We start from the raw sequence: 16,373 nt of genomic DNA, 5'->3' as shown, positions 1-16,373 counted from the left end.
CCAATGGTCCTACCACTTTTAAATAAAAAAGATAAAGTGGTACGACCACTTTTCATTACGTAGTTTAACGAACTTTTTTATAAAAGTAAAGAAAAGACATTAAAAATGCCATTCGAAATCGTTCATTCCGAATGGCATCCATCTCTTTATAATATATTTACTTGTTTTGCTTTTAACTGCACCTTCCCAAAACGTTGTTCGACTTGTCCTTCTGCACGAAAGAACTGCCCTTCTTGTAATACATGTGACACCTGCGCAAATACTTGTGGAAACAATGTGACACTCACTTGCCCAACTTCATCTTCAAGCGTCATAAATGCCATTTGCTCTCCTTTTTTCGTGCGCAGTACACGCAGTTGTTCAAGAGAGCCAATCACCTTCGCAAAGCTCCCGTCTCGTAAATGTGCTAATTGATTCATCGGTACACGCCCTTGTAACACATGTGCATCTAGTTGTTCAATTGGATGCGCTGACATATAAAAGCCGAACACATCCTTTTCATACTGCAATAGTTCTTTTTGTGGTAACGGTGGCACACGCACATATTTTAGTCGCATTTGTGCGACGCTTTCCATCATCGCGCTCTCTTCGGTTGGTCGATAAAGCTGCGCATGTTGCACCGCGCCGTCAATCGTTGCCAAAATCGTCGCACGGTCTTTACCAAAATCATCGAACACGCCCGCTTTCGCTAATGGCTCAATATGCTTATGTGTAAATTGCTGCGCAGATAAATAAATCGCAAGCTCATATAAACTTGTAAATGGTGCTTCACGATTTTTACGTAGCTGTAAAAGCTTTTGTAAAAACGGCTGTGGTACACCTTTTATGGCAGACAAGCTATAACGAATCGCACCGTCTTCGACAATAAAAATACGCTGACTTTTTGAAAGTGACGGCGGCAATATACGAATGCCCCGCGCTTTTGCTTCCTGTATATATTGCTGTAGCTTTTCTTGGTTGCCAATTGCACTCGTACAAAGTGCCGCATAAAAGTTCGCAGGGAAATTGGCTTTTAAATAGGCTAAGTAATACGAAATATAACTGTAGGCAACCGCATGGCTTTTCGGGAAACCATAATCAGCAAAACGCTCGATTAACGTATATACTTCGGTCGCAACATCTATAGAAAACCCTTTTTGCTGCGCGCCTGTAATAAACTTTTCACGCTGCGCCTGCATCACCTGTTCATTCTTTTTACTAATGGCTCGACGCAGTAAATCCGCTTCGCCAAATGTAAACCCTGCCATCACCGACGCAATTTTCATAATTTGCTCTTGATAAATAATAACACCATACGTTTCTTCTAAAATCGGGCGTAGCGCTTCATGTGGCATGACGACCTGCTCTTCACCGCGTTTACGCCTCGCATAGCTTGGAATAAAATCCATCGGGCCTGGGCGATACAATGCATTGACCGCCACAATGTCGAGAAAATGTGTTGGACAAATATCCCGTAACGCGGCTTTCATTCCCTCTGACTCTAGCTGGAAGATGCCGACTGTATCGCCGCGCTGTAATAATTGGAACGTCGCTTCATTTTGAAACGGAATTTTCTCAAACTGCAATGTACGATGATGTGTATATTGAATCGAACGGCGAATATGGTCAAGTAGTGTCAAGTTACGTAAACCTAAAAAGTCCATCTTCAGTAAACCTGCTGCTTCTACATCCTGCATCGGCCATTGTGTTAAATAAACGCCATCATGCCCATCCTCTACCGGAATGAGTTCCACTAAAGGCTTCGGTGATAATACAACTCCAGCTGCGTGTGTAGACGCATTTCGTGGTAAACCTTCTAACTCTTTTGCTACCGTAAACCATTGCTGATAGCGCGTACTTTGTTGCACAAGCTGTTGCAGTGGCACTGATTGTCTATATGCCTCTGCCAATGTAATGCCTGCTTTATTTGGAATCGCTTTTGAAATCGCATCAAGCTCCTCCGGTGTAAAGTTAAACATACGCGCAACATCACGAGCGACCGCTTTAGCAGATAATGTACCGAACGTGATAATTTGCGCGACATATTGCTTACCATATTTTTGAGCCACATATTGAATCACTTCATTACGGCGCGTATCGACAAAGTCAATATCAATATCTGGCATCGTTACACGCTCTGGATTTAAAAAGCGCTCAAATACTAAGCCGTACTGCAACGGGTCTACATGTGTAATATACGTCACGTACGCCACTAACGAACTGGCAGACGAGCCTCGACCTGGACCAGTTAAAATGTTTTCCTCACGGGCAAAACGCATAAAATCTGCAACAATTAAAAAATAATCACTATAGCCCATACGCGCAATAACGTCTAACTCATACTGTAAACGTTCGTAATACGCTTCTGTTGCTTGTGGAAGCCGCTCCTGTAAGCCTTGCATTGCTAGCTTACGCAACGCTTCATCTGCCGTTTGCTCATCTAAAGGATACTGTGGCATTTGACGTTCATATGCAGGCATTGGCACGTCACAGCTCATTAGCATTTGCTTCGCTGTCTCTAGCCAATGTGGCACATCGTGGAACGCTTCTTGCCACTGCATAGCGGTCGGCATGTAATGCTCTGGCTGTGCATATTGTACATCTTCTTCATTTAATTTTTGCCCACTTGCAATCGCTTGTGCCACTTGATATGCAAATAAGCCTTGCTCTTCGATATAACGATTTTGCTGTGTGGCAACAATTGGTAATGCCAATGTATTTGCTAGCTCAATGGCACGCTCCTCATAAATCGCTCGTTTACCATGTGGACGCGCAATACCCATATAAAGTGCTTGCTCAAAAGCTTGTTGTATTGCCACAATGGTTGACTGCTCAATAAACCCTTCTGAAAAAGGTAATAATGCGATTAGCCCTTGCTGATACGCCTTTAGCCAAGCGAGTGGCAATGTTCCCTCTTGACGCGTTGAAATGGCACTCGAAATTTTTAATAAATGCTGGTATCCTTGCGTTGTTTGCGCATATAAAACAACAGGCACTTGCTCCTGTTCGATATCAAGCATCACTTCTAAGCCAATAACGGTATGAATATGAGCATCACGCATGAAACGCCAAAAAGGCATCAGCCCGTACATTGTCGAATTGACAATTGCACACGCCTCTGCCTTTTGTGCGACTAAAAATTGCTGACATGCTTCTGGGCGAATTGTACTTTGCAGTAAATCCGCACTCGTCTTAATTTGTGGATACACCACCATACAAAACGCCTCCTTTCTTACTGTGCTTCTTTATAGTCACAAACGATTTCTTGTAAACGTGCAACTACGCGGTCTGCTTCTTCCCATGAGTACGCTGTTGCACCGGAAGCTAGTGGATGACCGCCACCATTAAACTCCTTGGCAAGCGTATTAATAACCGGACCTTTTGAGCGTAAACGCACGCGGATTGAATCGCCTTCTTCGATGAAAATTACCCAAGCCGTAATGCCTTTTACATTGCCTAACGAGCCGACTAATAATGATGCCTCTGATGGTGTCGCATCAAACTGTGCAAGCGCTTCTTTCGTTAAACGGACATATGCCATCCCTTTATCAGTCATTTCAAAGTTTTGGTATAAATAGCCTTGTAAGTTTAATAACTTACGGTCCATTTCATACATACCGTTGAACACATGATTACGGTTAAAGCCGTACTCGACTAAATCACCTGCTGTGCGGAATGTTTTTAAAGTCGTCGATGGGAACATAAAACGTCCCGTATCACCTACAATACCTGCAAATAATAATTGTGCTACTTCCTCATTCATCGTCCAATTGAACTGCGCACGCGCTTCTTCAAATAATTCGTAAATCATTTCACTACAAGAACTTGCCGATGTATCCACCCATAATAAATCACCGTATTGGTCATCATTTGGATGGTGGTCAATTTTAATGACATACGCACCGTTTGTATAGCGTTGGTCGTCAACACGCTCCGTATTTGCCGTATCTGTCACAATTACTAATGCCCCTTCATACACATCATCAGCGATTGTATCCGGCGTTGCCATAAATGTTAATGAATCATCATGCTCCCCTACTGCATAAACAGCCTTTTGTGGGAAGTTTGCTTGAATCAATGTTTTTAAACCGTGCTGTGAACCATAAGCATCCGGGTCTGGTCGTACATGTCGGTGAATAATAATCGTGTCATATTGTTGTATTTTTTCGATGATTTGCTGTTTCATGATTTCTTTTCCTCCAAATTGCCTTTTCCTTCTAAAGTCGCTACAATAAATAAGACAAATCATCGCCTCATCAGTGCGCCCGTCAAAGGAGGACATTATGTATTTTAATTTCATTTGTGTGGTACTCATTATTTTCTCATTGATGTTTTATTTATACAATAAAACGAGACAACTACGCACACCTGCTGCCTTAGAAATTCGCCATAAATATTACAAAGCAAAAGCAAATATTTGGCTAGGTGCTTTTATTTTAACATTTGGCGTGAATCAAATCATTTTATTTTCTGGCTTTGTAACGTATGCAATCGCAGGCATTTTCATTGTGCTCGGCGCGCTTGTTATTTACGATAACTATAAACGCTCAAAGCACTATGCACCGTTCTTACAAGAAGAACAACAATTATATGAAGCTGCACAGCAAGACGCTGCCTCTCATTAAAAAAACGTGATGACCTCCTGAAAAGGCATCACGTTTTTATTTATCGCTCTAATAATTGGAATGTCATCATCGCTTTTCCGACCAATGTATTATGATTATACACTTCAAAATCCATTTTCACGAACTTACGTGACATATCTAAAATCATTGGACGTACCGTTAATTTACTTTCCATTTGCACCGGTTTAATGAAGTAAATCGTTAAGTTTTCAGCAATCGCATCGCCGCGCTTATGACGCTTCAACGCAAATGCACCCGCTTCCGCTAATAATGTCGTAAACGCTCCGTACGAAATGGCACCGTATTGGTTCGTCATTTGCGGCGTTACTTTAAACTCCACAAAAATATCATCTTCACCAAGCACTTTCATTTCATTCTTCACTAAATCATCAATCGTCTCGCCGTTATGAGGCTGACGCTGTGCAAGCTGTAATGCCTTTAATACGTCTTGACGCGAAATAACACCTTTTAATGTATTATCTTCATCGACGATTGGCAATAAATCAATACCTTCCCAAATCATGCGGTGACCTGCTGCTGCAACCGACGTTTTCATCGAACCAGCAATTGGGTTTTTCGTCATTACTTTATCAAGCGGTTCAGTGCTCGGCTTGCCAATAACGTCCTTTACCGTAATCATGCCGACCAATTTATTTTGGTTTGTAACAACTGGGTATGCCCCGTGTGTCGTTGCTGTATTTTGGTCATGGAAGTGCTGTACGGTTTCATCAGCACGCAAGACAGATGTGTCTTCAAGTGGTACATAAATATCTTCAATTAATAAAATATCTTTTTTGATTAACTGGTCATAAATAGCACGGTTAATCATTGTCGCTACGGTAAATGTATCATAGCTTGTTGAAATAATCGGCAACTGTAATTCATCCGCTAAGCGTTTATTTTCTTCGCTCGTTTCGAAGCCACCTGTTACTAAAATCGCAGCACCTGCTGTTAACGCTAGCTGATGCGCCTTCACACGGTTTCCGACGATTAATAAACTACCCGCATCTGTGTAACGCATCATATCGTCTAATTGCATCGCACCAATAACAAATTTCGTTAATGTTTTATGCAGACCATCACGTCCACCTAATACTTGCCCATCAACAATATTCACAATTTCTGCGAATGTTAAGCGTTCGATATTTTCTTTTTTCTTTTTCTCGATACGAATTGTACCGACACGTTCAATTGAACTTACTAAACGGCTATTTTCAGCTTCTTTAATGGCGCGGTAAGCCGTTCCTTCACTTACTTGCATTTCTTTTGCAATTTGTCGCACAGATATTTTCGTGCCAACCGGTAATGATTCAATGTATTGTAAAATCTTCTCGTGTTTTGTAGACAATTTTATCACCTATTTTCCAATCTATCATCATAGTTATAGTGTATCATATATTTCTGTTGAAATATAGAAACAACCTATAATACTTGATGATTATTTCTATAGGTAGCTCATTAAATCTCTACGCTTCCGCCTGGTGCTAATACTTGTACTTTCGCGTCTTTCACTAATTCTGCGAAATGATTTGGGTCCGCTTTAATCGGTGGGAATGTATCGTAATGAACTGGTACAACGATTTTTGGTTTTAATAATGATACAGCATATGCTGCATCCTCAGCATCCATCGTGAAGTGACCGCCGATTGGTAAAAATGCAACGTCAATTGGGTGACGGCGACCGATTAATTCTAAGTCACCAAACAATGCTGTATCACCTGCATGGTAAATTGTTAAACCATTGACAAATAATAAAATGCCCCCTGCAACACCCATATAATGCACCACACCAGCATCATCTGTATACGATGAACTATGGAATGCTTGGACGTACTTTAACTTGGCATAACCTAAATCAAATGTGCCACCTAAGCCAAGTGGTACTGCATTTTCAACACCTTGTTTGCTTAAATAATCTGCTGCTTCAACCGGTGCTACAACTGTGGCATTATTTTTGGCTGCAAGCGCCACCGTATCACCGACATGATCATTATGTCCATGTGTTAATAAAATCGCATCGGCTTGTTCTGTCTGTGCAGATAAATCCGTTAAACTATTACCCGTTAAAAATGGGTCAATTAAAATCGTCTTGCCCTCTACTTCTACTTTTACAACTGAATGTCCATGATATGAAATATTCATTGTCGTCATGAGCCTCCTACATCGTGTAATATTTTTATGCTATCGCCTATAATTTCGGCTTTTTTAATGATTTTCCTGCTTTTTTACCGTATTTTTTTGTACATTGTGTAAAATTAAGCGTAATATAAACAATGAATTCACTTTTTGGAGGCTTTACATATGAACAAATTACAACGTATACAACAACATTTACAACAGCACAATATCGATGCCGTTTTTATTACAACACCAGATAACGTTTTTTACGTTTCTGGCTTCCTAAGTAACCCCCATGAGCGTCTACTAGGTGTCATGGTATTCCAACATGCGGAACCATTTTTAATTTGTCCAAAAATGGAAATGCCTGACGCAGTCGCTGCAGGCTGGAAACATGAAGTTGTCGGTCATGAAGATACACAAAATGCATGGGATATCGTAAAAGATGCATGCATTCGTCGTGGCGTTTCGCTACAAACAATTGCCATTGAAAAAGACCATATGACGGTTGCTCGCCACGAAGCGATGCAAGCACAATTTGACACAGCTACATTTACCGCATTTGACGCACAAATCAACGACATGCGTGTATGTAAAGATGCTGAAGAGTTACACAAAATGCGTGAAGCAGCGAAGCTTGCAGATTTTGCCATTGAAGTAGGTGTTGCCAATATTCAAGAAGGTCGCACTGAAATGGACATTTTAAATGCAATTGAAAGTGCTGTAAAAGCAAAAGGCTATGCGATGTCATTTGAGACGATGGTACTTGCTGGGGAAAAGAGTGCTTCACCACATGGCACTCCAGGTGACCGTAAAATTCAGCGCGGTGATATGATTTTATTTGATTTAGGGATTATTTATGAAGGTTACTGCTCGGATATTACACGTACAGTAGCATTTGGTGAAGTAAGCGAAGCACAGAAGGATATTTATAACACGGTACGTCGTGCGAATGAGCAAGCCATTGCGGCAGTGCGTCCAGGCGTCACAGCAATGGCCCTCGATAAAATTGCACGTGACGTCATTACGGAAGCAGGCTATGGTGACTATTTCACACACCGTCTTGGTCATGGTCTTGGCATTTCGGTACACGAATTCCCTTCTATTAATGGTGCCAACCCATATGAACTACAAGTAGGCACAGTCTTTACGATTGAGCCAGGCGTTTATAAAGCAGACGTAACGGGCGTTCGTATTGAAGATGATGTCGTTGTAACAGAAGATGGCGTTGAAGTCTTAACGAGCTATACGAAAGAACTTGTCATCGTTGAATAATTGGCCGTACAGTGTGCGACGACGAAAGTAGAAAAGTGTTTGGAGAAATTTCGTCATTTCTCCAAACACTTTATTTTGTCTCAAGCTCTTTTCATATTCATGAAAATTCCTTCTAGAGTATTGTCATTTTGTTGTCACATAATCTGTCCATTTAATCGTTTCCACTATCGCTATTGTGTAAAATTGACACATCAATACTTTACCATCATATTCTTACTAATAATAACAAATAAACAATATTCAAAATCATATGCACAACAACAAAATACATACAATTTATACAACATGATTAACACAAAGTACAAATATGAAACATTTTTATAGAAACCACACTTTCATTTTTGTTACTTTTTGTTATACTTAAGCTATAAATCTCAAGGGGGTAATATGAAATGGCATTATCATATAATAACATCGTTGTAGCAGTAGACGGCTCAAAAGAGGCAAACTTTGCATTCAAAAAAGCGAAGGAAATGGCAAAGCGTCACGAAGCGGCTTTACACTTAGTAAACGTTATTGACACGCGCTCGTTTGCAGCAATCGAAGCGTATGACCGTTCAATCGCTGAGCGCGCACAAGCTCATTCTGAAGAACTTTTAGAAACATACAAAAAAGAAGCGTTAGAATATGGTATTACAGATGTAAAAGCAATCATTGAACACGGTTCTCCAAAAACAATCATCACTCGTGAACTAGCGAAGCTAACTGACGCTGATTTAATCGTATGTGGTGCAACTGGTTTAAATGCTGTTGAGCGTTTCTTAATCGGTTCTGTATCGGAAGCAATCGTACGTTCTGCTCCTTGTGACGTATTAGTTGTACGTACACCAGAAAACTAATCGTTCTATATAGAAAAAGCTCTCGCCTGTCGCGAGAGCTTTTTTCATTATTTATTTTCTTTCCAAATACGTACCTTTTCAAAGAACATCGCTAATGCCTCTTTGTTTTGCATATTCGGCACTTTTGCAAGTAATACTTCCTTTGGTGCACGTAGCTCAGCTGATTTCTTCTGTAATACTAAAATACTCTTTTCATGCGCACGTGCTGTGAATAGATTTTCTGGTAATTGAATCACCGATTGAATCCACACATGCTTCTTTAAATATTTGTGTAACTGCGGTGCTTGCTCCGACTCAAATAATGTCGCAGGAATTAAGAAGAATAAATAGCCGCCGTCCTTCACATAGTTTACCGACTGCTCAATAAATAAATGATGTGCAAAGCTCATGCCTTCTGGTGCACATAATTCATAATCAAGTGCTACTTCCTCATTTGGATAATAGCCATATGGTAAATCACATACGATTGCATCTGCTGGGTCAATCAATAAATCCGTTAATGCATCTTGGTGATGTAGCTCCACTGGTTGTTCTAAAACGTTTGCTGTCGCCGCTGCTAATTGAATAAGTAATTCATCAACCTCTACGCCTGTCGCCTCAATTTTCCCATCCATCGCATTCATTAATGTATAGAGTAAATTCCCTGTACCAACAGCTAAGTCCGTTACTTTTAATGTTTCTTTTTTCGCTAATTTATCTTCAAATGCTTGCTCAACGAAAAACGATAGTAAAAACCCGAATGTATCAGGTGTCATTTGATGGTTTGGCTGTGTGCTTTTACGCATGCCTTTTAAAATGGCAATTTGAATCGCCTTACGCATTTCCTCTTTTGGTAAACCGTCTACATGAATATCACGTTCACCGTCTAGCCATTCGTCTAGTGTTGCTAATAATCCTTCTAAATAGTTATCAGCTTTTTCTGCTTCTGTATTTAAAATGGCAAATAATGTTTCAAAATTTCGCATGTGAAACGTCCCTTCTATTTGTGCATTTGTTCATTATAACAAGTTTTATCGTGAATGCACTACGATAAATACTCACACGAAAAAACAGGCAAGGAAAACATTCGTTTCCCCTACCTGTTTATACGTATCATCTAATTACGCTAATGCTTTAACCGCTGCGATTGCTGCATCGTAATCTGGGTGGTTTGTTGCTTCTGATACGTACTCTACATATGTAACAGTACCTTCAGCGTCTACAACGAAAATAGAGCGCGCTAGTAAGCGTAATTCTTCAATTGCTACGCCGTAAGCTTGACCGAATGAAAGCTCGCGGTGGTCCGATAATGTTTGAACATTTTCGATACCTGCTGCTGCACACCAACGCTTTTGTGCGAATGGTAAGTCTACAGAAACTGTTAAAACAACAACGTTTTCACCAAGCTCTGCTGCCGCTTCATTGAACTTACGTGTTTGCTGGTCACATACACCTGTGTCAATTGATGGTACAACTGAAATTAAACGAATTTTACCTGCAGTATCTTCTAAAGTTACAGGTGATAAATCATTTGCTAATATTGAAAAGTTTGGTGCTTTGTCGCCTACTTTTACTTCAGTACCTAATAACGTCACAGGATTGTTTTTAAATGTAATGTTTGCCATGAAATTGTACGCCTCCTAAAATTGGGTTATCTTTATCTTACTAAACTACTTGGGCTTTCTGCAACTAAAGCTCATTAGAAATATAAAATAAAAAACGTAGCACAGCACATCGGATTGTGCTACGCTACGTTCCAAGCTTATGAAGTTGGCATTGTTGTATCGCTCGGTGCTGATTTCCACACCGGTTCTTCTTCCTTCTCTTTACGTAAATATGTTTCTTCGTGTACAACAACTGTATCTGCGATTAAATCGTGTAAGCCTTTATTATTCGGTAATACTGCTACCAACACATAGAAAATAACAGTTTTCACAGAAATAAAACGACCAATCCATTCGCGGAATAATACAGCGCCCCACGTTAATTTTTTGCCGTTATCTGCGACAACGCGTAAACCAAAAATCATCTTGCCAACCGTTTGCCCTGTAAATTTTGTCATCAAGACAAAATAGCCATAAAATATAACAGCAGAGGCAATCGTAAATGGTGCATACCATGTATATTCATCGGTCGTTGTGCCAATGACATAAAAAATTGGCTTCACGATAATCGATGTTAATGCAAAAATGATTAATAAATCGATGATATATGCCCAAAAACGCATCCAAAAGCCGGCTGTTTTTGCTTCTAATACAAGTTCTTTTTTATGTTTACGTGCCGGTGTTATCATGACAGCTTCTTCTGAAGGCGTGACATCACGTGCTGGTTGTTGCTCGTCATTTTGTGTAAATTCAGACATGCTTTGTCGCCTCCTTATTCACCGTATAAGTACATTGCTCGTGGTGCTTCATAGTCAGATAATAACTTATTTAACACACGCTCTTCTGCTGAAGGACCAAAGAATTCTGCTACTTTCACACCTAATAATGAACTCCATGATTCATCTGTATAACCATATTCAAACACCATTGCATCTTCTAAATCGAAATCTGCTTTTAATGCAGCTAACGTATCTTCTTGACTGCCAATTTCATCGACTAAGCCATTTTCTTTCGCTTGAGATGCTGTATAAATACGTCCATCTGCTACTTGTTTCACTTGCGCTTCACTCATACCACGACCTGCTTCAATGACATCCACAAAGTCTTCGTATGCTTCATCCACTAATGTTTGCATAATTGCACGTTCATCATCGGTCATTGGACGTGTTGAGCTCATAATGTCTTTATATGGACCTGATTTTAATGTTTCAAATACAATGCCGTAATCTTCTGCAAGTTGACCATAGTTAATCCCTTGCATAATAACACCGATTGAACCTGTCCATGTTTCAGAATACGCATAAATTTTGTCTGCTGGTGCAGCGATGTAATAACCACCTGATGCAGCCATTGACCCCATTGACACGTAAATTGGAATATCGCGCTGTTCTTTAATTTCCATAATAGCATCGTATAATTCACGTGACTCATACACACCGCCACCTGGTGAATCTACATGCAATTGCACCGCTTTAATCGTGTCATCCTCTAACACAGATTGTAATTGATTTAATGTGAAATTATGGTCGTATTCAACTGCTGATAATAACGAACCGCTGCCAACATCTTGAATAGCACCGTCTACAGTAATGACCGCAATTCGGTTGTCAACATCGCCATCTTCTAACATATTTTCGCTACCAGCAATCGATGTGCCTAGCAATTCATTCGGGTCTACTACTGCGTCCCAATCAAATGAAGCAATGCTAATTAATGAATTCATACCAATTGAAACTACAAGTAATACAACCGCCCCTAATAAGGCAAGCCAACGTTTAATATTCATCTTCTCACTCCTTTTGCCATTTCTACGTACTAGTGTAGCAAAAAGTTTCACATTGCGTCGATGTTTCGCATGGATTTCTCGAATTGTTCATCGCTTCGTAAAATGAAATGTAAAAAAGATAAACAGAACAATAAAAAACCTTCAGCATATTACAACTGCTAAAGGCTTCATTTTCGCGCGTTATACTACTCCATCTAGCGACTACGTTTTACAAGCTTTACGTTAACGATTCATAGTTTTTTAAATCTTCACGTAACTGTGCTTTTAAAAATTTACCGACAGACGTTTTCGGAATTTCATCTAAAAAGATCACATCATCAGGAATCCATATTTTACGGAACTTTCCTTCTAAGCTTTCAAGTAACTCCTCTTTCGTAATGCTTTCTTTATGCTCTGGCTTCGGTACAACACACGCAATCGGACGCTCTAGCCATTTTTCATGAGGCACTGCTACAACGGCTGCTTCAAATACTTTCGGATGTGTCATTAATACATTTTCAATTTCGATAGAAGAAATCCATTCGCCGCCAGACTTAATTAAATCTTTCGTGCGGTCCGTAATACGAATATAGCCGTCCTCGGTAAATACAGCAATGTCCCCGGTATGCAACCATCCATCCACAAACGCTTCTTGCGTGCGCTCATCTTTATAATATTCTGCTGCAATCCACGGACCTCGCACAATGATTTCACCCATCGTCTCTCCATCCCACGGCACATCACCATTTTCATTAATAATGCGCGTTTCAACTAGCGGGAATGTTAAACCTTGTGTTTCACGAATCGCTAAACGTTCATCAAACGAATAGTTTGCCGTTTTCGATGTGAAAATCGATAAGCTTACAAGTGGTGACGTTTCGGTCATACCATAGCCTGTATAATAGCTAACACCTATTTCCTCAAAGCCTTTAATTAAGCCGAGTGGTGATGCAGAACCGCCACAAATAACAGCGCGTAATCGTGATAAGTCACGCGCATTTTGTTGTTGCTCTTGCAATACACCTAACCAAATCGTCGGTACACCTGCTGAAATCGACACTTTATATTCTTCAAATAAGTCTAAAATTAGTTGTGGCGTAAACATGGGACCAGGCAACACTTGTGTCGCGCCAAATGCGACTGATGCGAACGGTAAGCCCCACGCATTAGCATGGAACATCGGCACAACTGGCAACACAATATCTCGCTCCGTTAAGCCAACACCATCTGCTAACCCCATGGCCATACTGTGCAATACAATGCTTCGATGCGTATACACAACACCTTTAGGCATGCCTGTTGTTGCACTTGTGTAACACATACCAGCTGGGCTATTTTCATCTAAATCTTCTGGGAATGTGAATTCGTCCGATGCTTCCGCTAATAATGCTTCGTAACTATATGCGTTTGGCAATGTTGTTTTCGTTACATCGACATTATCCCCACAAATGATGAATGCTTTCACCGTTGTAAAATGTGGCGCAACCGCTTCTAGTAATGGCAATAATGAATCATCCACTAAAATAATTTCATCTTCTGCATGATTCACAACATAAATAATATGCTCTGGGAATAAACGAATATTGACCATATGCAAAATCGCACCGCTACATGGCACAGCAAAATACGCTTCTAAATGCCGGTGATGATTCCAACAAAATGTTGCAACCTTTGTACCACGGGTTACGCCTAACGTTGCAAGGGCATTTGCAAGCTTGCGTGTACGCTTTGCATATTCTCCGTACGTAAATTCATGAATTTGTCCTTCTCCTGTACGTGAAATAATTGTTTTGTGACGATATTGACGTTCTGCTCGCTTTAAAAAACTTGTTAATAATAACGGGGTATCCATCATATGCATTGTCAACACTCCATTCAAGTTTGTTTAGTTTGTTAGCTTTAAGTTTTTCGCAATAATCGTTTTCATAATTTCATTCGTACCTGCATAAATCGGGAACACGGCCACATCTCGGTAACGTCGTGCAATTTTATATTCTTCCATAAAGCCATAGCCACCGTGAAGTTGCATACACTGTGCTGCCATATCACGCGCTTGCTCAGATAAACGGTATTTCGCCATTGACACTTCGGTGACGATATTGTCACCATTCATATGACGCTGAATCAACTTCTCAACAAATGTGCGCCCCATTTCAATCGTCGTTGCCATTTCAGCAAGCGCAAATTGCGTATTTTGGAAATGGCTAATCGGCTGTCCAAATGCGTGACGCTCTTTCACATAAGCTGTCGTATGTGCCAACATATCTTCCATCGCAATGACCGAGGCAATCGCTACACCTAAACGCTCTGGCTGCAAATTTTGCATTAAATAATAAAAGCCTTGTCCTTCTTCACCGAGTAAATTTTCAACTGGAACACGACAGTTATCAAAAAACAGCTCGGCCGTATCCTGTGCATGTTGCCCTACTTTTTCTAACGCTCGACCACGTGTAAACCCTTCTGTGCCTTCTTCAATAACGAGTAAGCTAATGCCTTTATGACCTGCTGCTTTATCCGTGCTCACCACAGTAATAATGATATTGCTATACAGACCATTTGAAATAAACGTTTTTGAGCCATTTACAATGTAATGATCACCGTCTTTTACAGCCGTCGTTTGTACACCGGCTAAATTGGAACCGACACCTGGCTCGGTCATCGCAATGGCTGTAATAATATCGCCACGAACACACCCTGGTAACCATCGTTCTTTTTGCGAAGCATTCCCGAACTTTTCAACGTAAGGCACAATAATATCGCTATGTAAGCCAAAACCCATCAGCCCTGAACCAACACGCTCTAACTCTTCGGCAATGATGACGTTATACACATAGTCAAGTCCAAGTCCGCCGTATACTTCTTCCACTTGTGGACATAAATAGCCCATGTCCCCCATTTGCTTCCACATGGAAAACGGAATAGCCCCTTCCTTATCCCACTTTGCATAATGAGGGGCAATCTCTGCCTCTAAAAATTTGCGAAAGCTTTTCCGAAATTGCTGGTGTTCTGCTGTTTCAAATGCATAGGTCACCTGCATCACTCCTCTACGTAGCGTTCGATAATTGTGGCATTCGCCATACCCATTCCTTCACAAATCGCGAGTAATCCATAGCGTAATTGCTCTCGTTCCATACGGTATAGCATCGTTGTTAATAGCTTCGTGCCTGTTGCCCCAAGTGGATGCCCTAACGCAATTGCTCCGCCATCTGGATTTAACTTTTGCGGGTCTGCTTGTAGCTCTTGTTGCCAAACGATTGGTACTGGCGCAAATGCCTCATTCACCTCATATGTGTCGATATCATTAAGTGTTAAATTTGCTTTTTGGAGCACACGCTTTGTCGCTTCAATCGGTCCTGTTAACATCAGGCGTGGGTCTGAACCGATGACTGTACGAGCAATAATTTTAGCAAGCGGCTTAATGCCAAGTTCTTTTGCTTTGTCGCTCGACATCACAACAACTGCGGATGCACCATCACTCATTTGTGAAGCATTACCAGCTGAAATGACCCCACCTTCTTTAAATACTTTCTTTAAGTTATTTAAGACATCTACTGTCGTGCTCGGACGTGGACCTTCATCCTTTGTGACGTCACCTACTGCTACCACTTCAGCATTAAACTTGCCTGCTTCAATTGCCGCGATGGCACGTTGATGACTTGCTACCGCATATTCATTTAATTGTTGTTCCGTTAAGTTCCATTGCTCAGCAATTAGCTCTGCTGAAAGCCCTTGATGCACAAGCTCATACTTTTCTAAACGTGCCGAATCATGCGCGCCTTTTGCATTTGACCCCATTGGTGCACGCGTCATACTTTCAACCCCACCAGCAATGACAATATCCATATCGCCAGCTAAAATGGCTTGCGCTGCAAAATGAACTGCCTGTAAGCTTGAGCCACATTGGCGGTCAATTGTAACACCAGGCACTTCAATTGGGAAGCCTGCTGCGAGCGTCGCCGTACGTGCAATATTCGCACCTTGTTCTCCCGTTTGTGTGACACACCCTAAAATAACGTCGTCAACTTGTGCTTTGTTAATATTGGCCCGTGCGACAACTTCCTCTAATACCGTTGCGGCTAACTCATCTGGTCGTACTTCAGCTAAACCACCTTTTGTACGACCTACTGCTGTACGTGCTGCTGCGACAATTACTGCTTCTCTCATTTCTAATATCCCCCTTTAACTTCCC

The 16,373-nt window shown here is 40.9% G+C and carries 14 protein-coding genes; 3 read left to right on the top strand and 11 right to left on the bottom strand.

The window, feature by feature from the left end; genetic code table 11:
* Positions 1–146: 146 nt before the first annotated feature.
* Together dnaE and A6M13_RS00425 are read right to left on the bottom strand one after the other, a co-directional pair.
* Complete coding sequence (gene dnaE / locus A6M13_RS00430) at positions 147–3,194, bottom strand: DNA polymerase III subunit alpha (protein WP_066542141.1); 3,048 nt, start codon at positions 3,192–3,194, stop codon at positions 147–149.
* Positions 3,195–3,211: 17 nt separating this feature from the next.
* A complete protein-coding gene (locus A6M13_RS00425; protein WP_066542140.1) occupies positions 3,212–4,165 on the bottom strand; it encodes a DHH family phosphoesterase in 954 nt (317 codons plus the stop codon).
* Between the two features lie 97 nt (positions 4,166–4,262).
* On the opposite strand from A6M13_RS00425, the gene A6M13_RS00420 reads away from it, so the two are divergent.
* Positions 4,263–4,604, top strand: a complete 342-nt coding sequence (locus A6M13_RS00420; protein ID WP_066542139.1) for a YtpI family protein — start codon at positions 4,263–4,265, stop codon at positions 4,602–4,604.
* Positions 4,605–4,644: 40 nt separating this feature from the next.
* On the opposite strand, the gene A6M13_RS00415 is transcribed toward A6M13_RS00420, so the two are convergent.
* Together A6M13_RS00415 and A6M13_RS00410 are read right to left on the bottom strand one after the other, a co-directional pair.
* Positions 4,645–5,952: a DRTGG domain-containing protein gene (locus A6M13_RS00415; RefSeq protein WP_066542138.1), complete on the bottom strand. Its 1,308-nt coding sequence runs from the start codon at positions 5,950–5,952 to the stop codon at positions 4,645–4,647.
* 110 nt (positions 5,953–6,062) lie between these two features.
* The gene (locus A6M13_RS00410) at positions 6,063–6,746 is read right to left on the bottom strand and encodes a metal-dependent hydrolase (RefSeq protein WP_066542630.1); all 684 of its coding nucleotides are present in this window, start codon (positions 6,744–6,746) and stop codon (positions 6,063–6,065) included.
* Positions 6,747–6,905: 159 nt separating this feature from the next.
* Between A6M13_RS00410 and A6M13_RS00405 the strand changes: the two genes are divergently transcribed.
* Together A6M13_RS00405 and A6M13_RS00400 are read left to right on the top strand one after the other, a co-directional pair.
* Positions 6,906–7,997 carry a M24 family metallopeptidase gene (locus tag A6M13_RS00405; protein WP_066542137.1) on the top strand — a complete coding sequence of 364 codons (1,092 nt, stop codon included), beginning with the start codon at positions 6,906–6,908 and terminating at the stop codon, positions 7,995–7,997.
* Positions 7,998–8,389: 392 nt separating this feature from the next.
* Positions 8,390–8,836 carry a universal stress protein gene (locus A6M13_RS00400; RefSeq protein WP_066542136.1) on the top strand — a complete coding sequence of 149 codons (447 nt, stop codon included), beginning with the start codon at positions 8,390–8,392 and terminating at the stop codon, positions 8,834–8,836.
* A gap of 47 nt (positions 8,837–8,883) precedes the next feature.
* Here the strand turns inward: A6M13_RS00400 and A6M13_RS00395 are convergent, their stop codons facing one another.
* From A6M13_RS00395 to A6M13_RS00365, 7 genes are all read right to left on the bottom strand, one after another.
* The gene (locus A6M13_RS00395; protein WP_066542135.1) at positions 8,884–9,801 is read right to left on the bottom strand and encodes a class I SAM-dependent methyltransferase; all 918 of its coding nucleotides are present in this window, start codon (positions 9,799–9,801) and stop codon (positions 8,884–8,886) included.
* Between the two features lie 135 nt (positions 9,802–9,936).
* The gene (tpx, locus tag A6M13_RS00390; protein WP_066542134.1) at positions 9,937–10,440 is read right to left on the bottom strand and encodes a thiol peroxidase; all 504 of its coding nucleotides are present in this window, start codon (positions 10,438–10,440) and stop codon (positions 9,937–9,939) included.
* 137 nt (positions 10,441–10,577) lie between these two features.
* Positions 10,578–11,177, bottom strand: a complete 600-nt coding sequence (locus tag A6M13_RS00385; protein ID WP_066542133.1) for an RDD family protein — start codon at positions 11,175–11,177, stop codon at positions 10,578–10,580.
* 14 nt (positions 11,178–11,191) lie between these two features.
* The gene (gene sppA, locus A6M13_RS00380; RefSeq protein ID WP_066542132.1) at positions 11,192–12,205 is read right to left on the bottom strand and encodes a signal peptide peptidase SppA; all 1,014 of its coding nucleotides are present in this window, start codon (positions 12,203–12,205) and stop codon (positions 11,192–11,194) included.
* A 217-nt stretch (positions 12,206–12,422) separates the two neighbouring features.
* Entirely contained in the window at positions 12,423–14,045 is a 1,623-nt protein-coding gene (locus A6M13_RS00375; protein ID WP_066542131.1) for a long-chain fatty acid--CoA ligase, read from the bottom strand.
* 24 nt (positions 14,046–14,069) lie between these two features.
* The gene (locus tag A6M13_RS00370) at positions 14,070–15,221 is read right to left on the bottom strand and encodes an acyl-CoA dehydrogenase family protein (protein ID WP_066542130.1); all 1,152 of its coding nucleotides are present in this window, start codon (positions 15,219–15,221) and stop codon (positions 14,070–14,072) included.
* Positions 15,221–16,348, bottom strand: coding sequence for a thiolase family protein (locus tag A6M13_RS00365; RefSeq protein ID WP_066542129.1), 1,128 nt, complete (start codon positions 16,346–16,348; stop codon positions 15,221–15,223). The genes A6M13_RS00370 and A6M13_RS00365 overlap by 1 nt, the downstream gene beginning before the upstream one ends.
* Positions 16,349–16,373 lie beyond the last annotated feature (25 nt).

This window comes from Caryophanon tenue, assembly GCF_001700315.1.
Lineage (GTDB): Bacteria > Bacillota > Bacilli > Bacillales_A > Planococcaceae > Caryophanon > Caryophanon tenue.
The sequence above is the reverse complement of the archived record's forward strand: the minus strand, read 5'-3'. Positions and strand labels throughout refer to the sequence as shown.

Coding starts and splice junctions, on each gene's coding strand:
- dnaE (WP_066542141.1), bottom strand. CDS start 3,194: ATGGTGGTGTATCCACAAATTAAGACGAGTGCGGATTTACTGCAAAGT.
- A6M13_RS00425 (WP_066542140.1), bottom strand. CDS start 4,165: ATGAAACAGCAAATCATCGAAAAAATACAACAATATGACACGATTATT.
- A6M13_RS00420 (WP_066542139.1), top strand. CDS start 4,263: ATGTATTTTAATTTCATTTGTGTGGTACTCATTATTTTCTCATTGATG.
- A6M13_RS00410 (WP_066542630.1), bottom strand. CDS start 6,746: ATGAATATTTCATATCATGGACATTCAGTTGTAAAAGTAGAAGTAGAG.
- A6M13_RS00405 (WP_066542137.1), top strand. CDS start 6,906: ATGAACAAATTACAACGTATACAACAACATTTACAACAGCACAATATC.
- A6M13_RS00400 (WP_066542136.1), top strand. CDS start 8,390: ATGGCATTATCATATAATAACATCGTTGTAGCAGTAGACGGCTCAAAA.
- A6M13_RS00395 (WP_066542135.1), bottom strand. CDS start 9,801: ATGCGAAATTTTGAAACATTATTTGCCATTTTAAATACAGAAGCAGAA.
- tpx (WP_066542134.1), bottom strand. CDS start 10,440: ATGGCAAACATTACATTTAAAAACAATCCTGTGACGTTATTAGGTACT.
- A6M13_RS00385 (WP_066542133.1), bottom strand. CDS start 11,177: ATGTCTGAATTTACACAAAATGACGAGCAACAACCAGCACGTGATGTC.
- sppA (WP_066542132.1), bottom strand. CDS start 12,205: ATGAATATTAAACGTTGGCTTGCCTTATTAGGGGCGGTTGTATTACTT.
- A6M13_RS00375 (WP_066542131.1), bottom strand. CDS start 14,045: ATGCATATGATGGATACCCCGTTATTATTAACAAGTTTTTTAAAGCGA.
- A6M13_RS00370 (WP_066542130.1), bottom strand. CDS start 15,221: ATGCAGGTGACCTATGCATTTGAAACAGCAGAACACCAGCAATTTCGG.
- A6M13_RS00365 (WP_066542129.1), bottom strand. CDS start 16,348: ATGAGAGAAGCAGTAATTGTCGCAGCAGCACGTACAGCAGTAGGTCGT.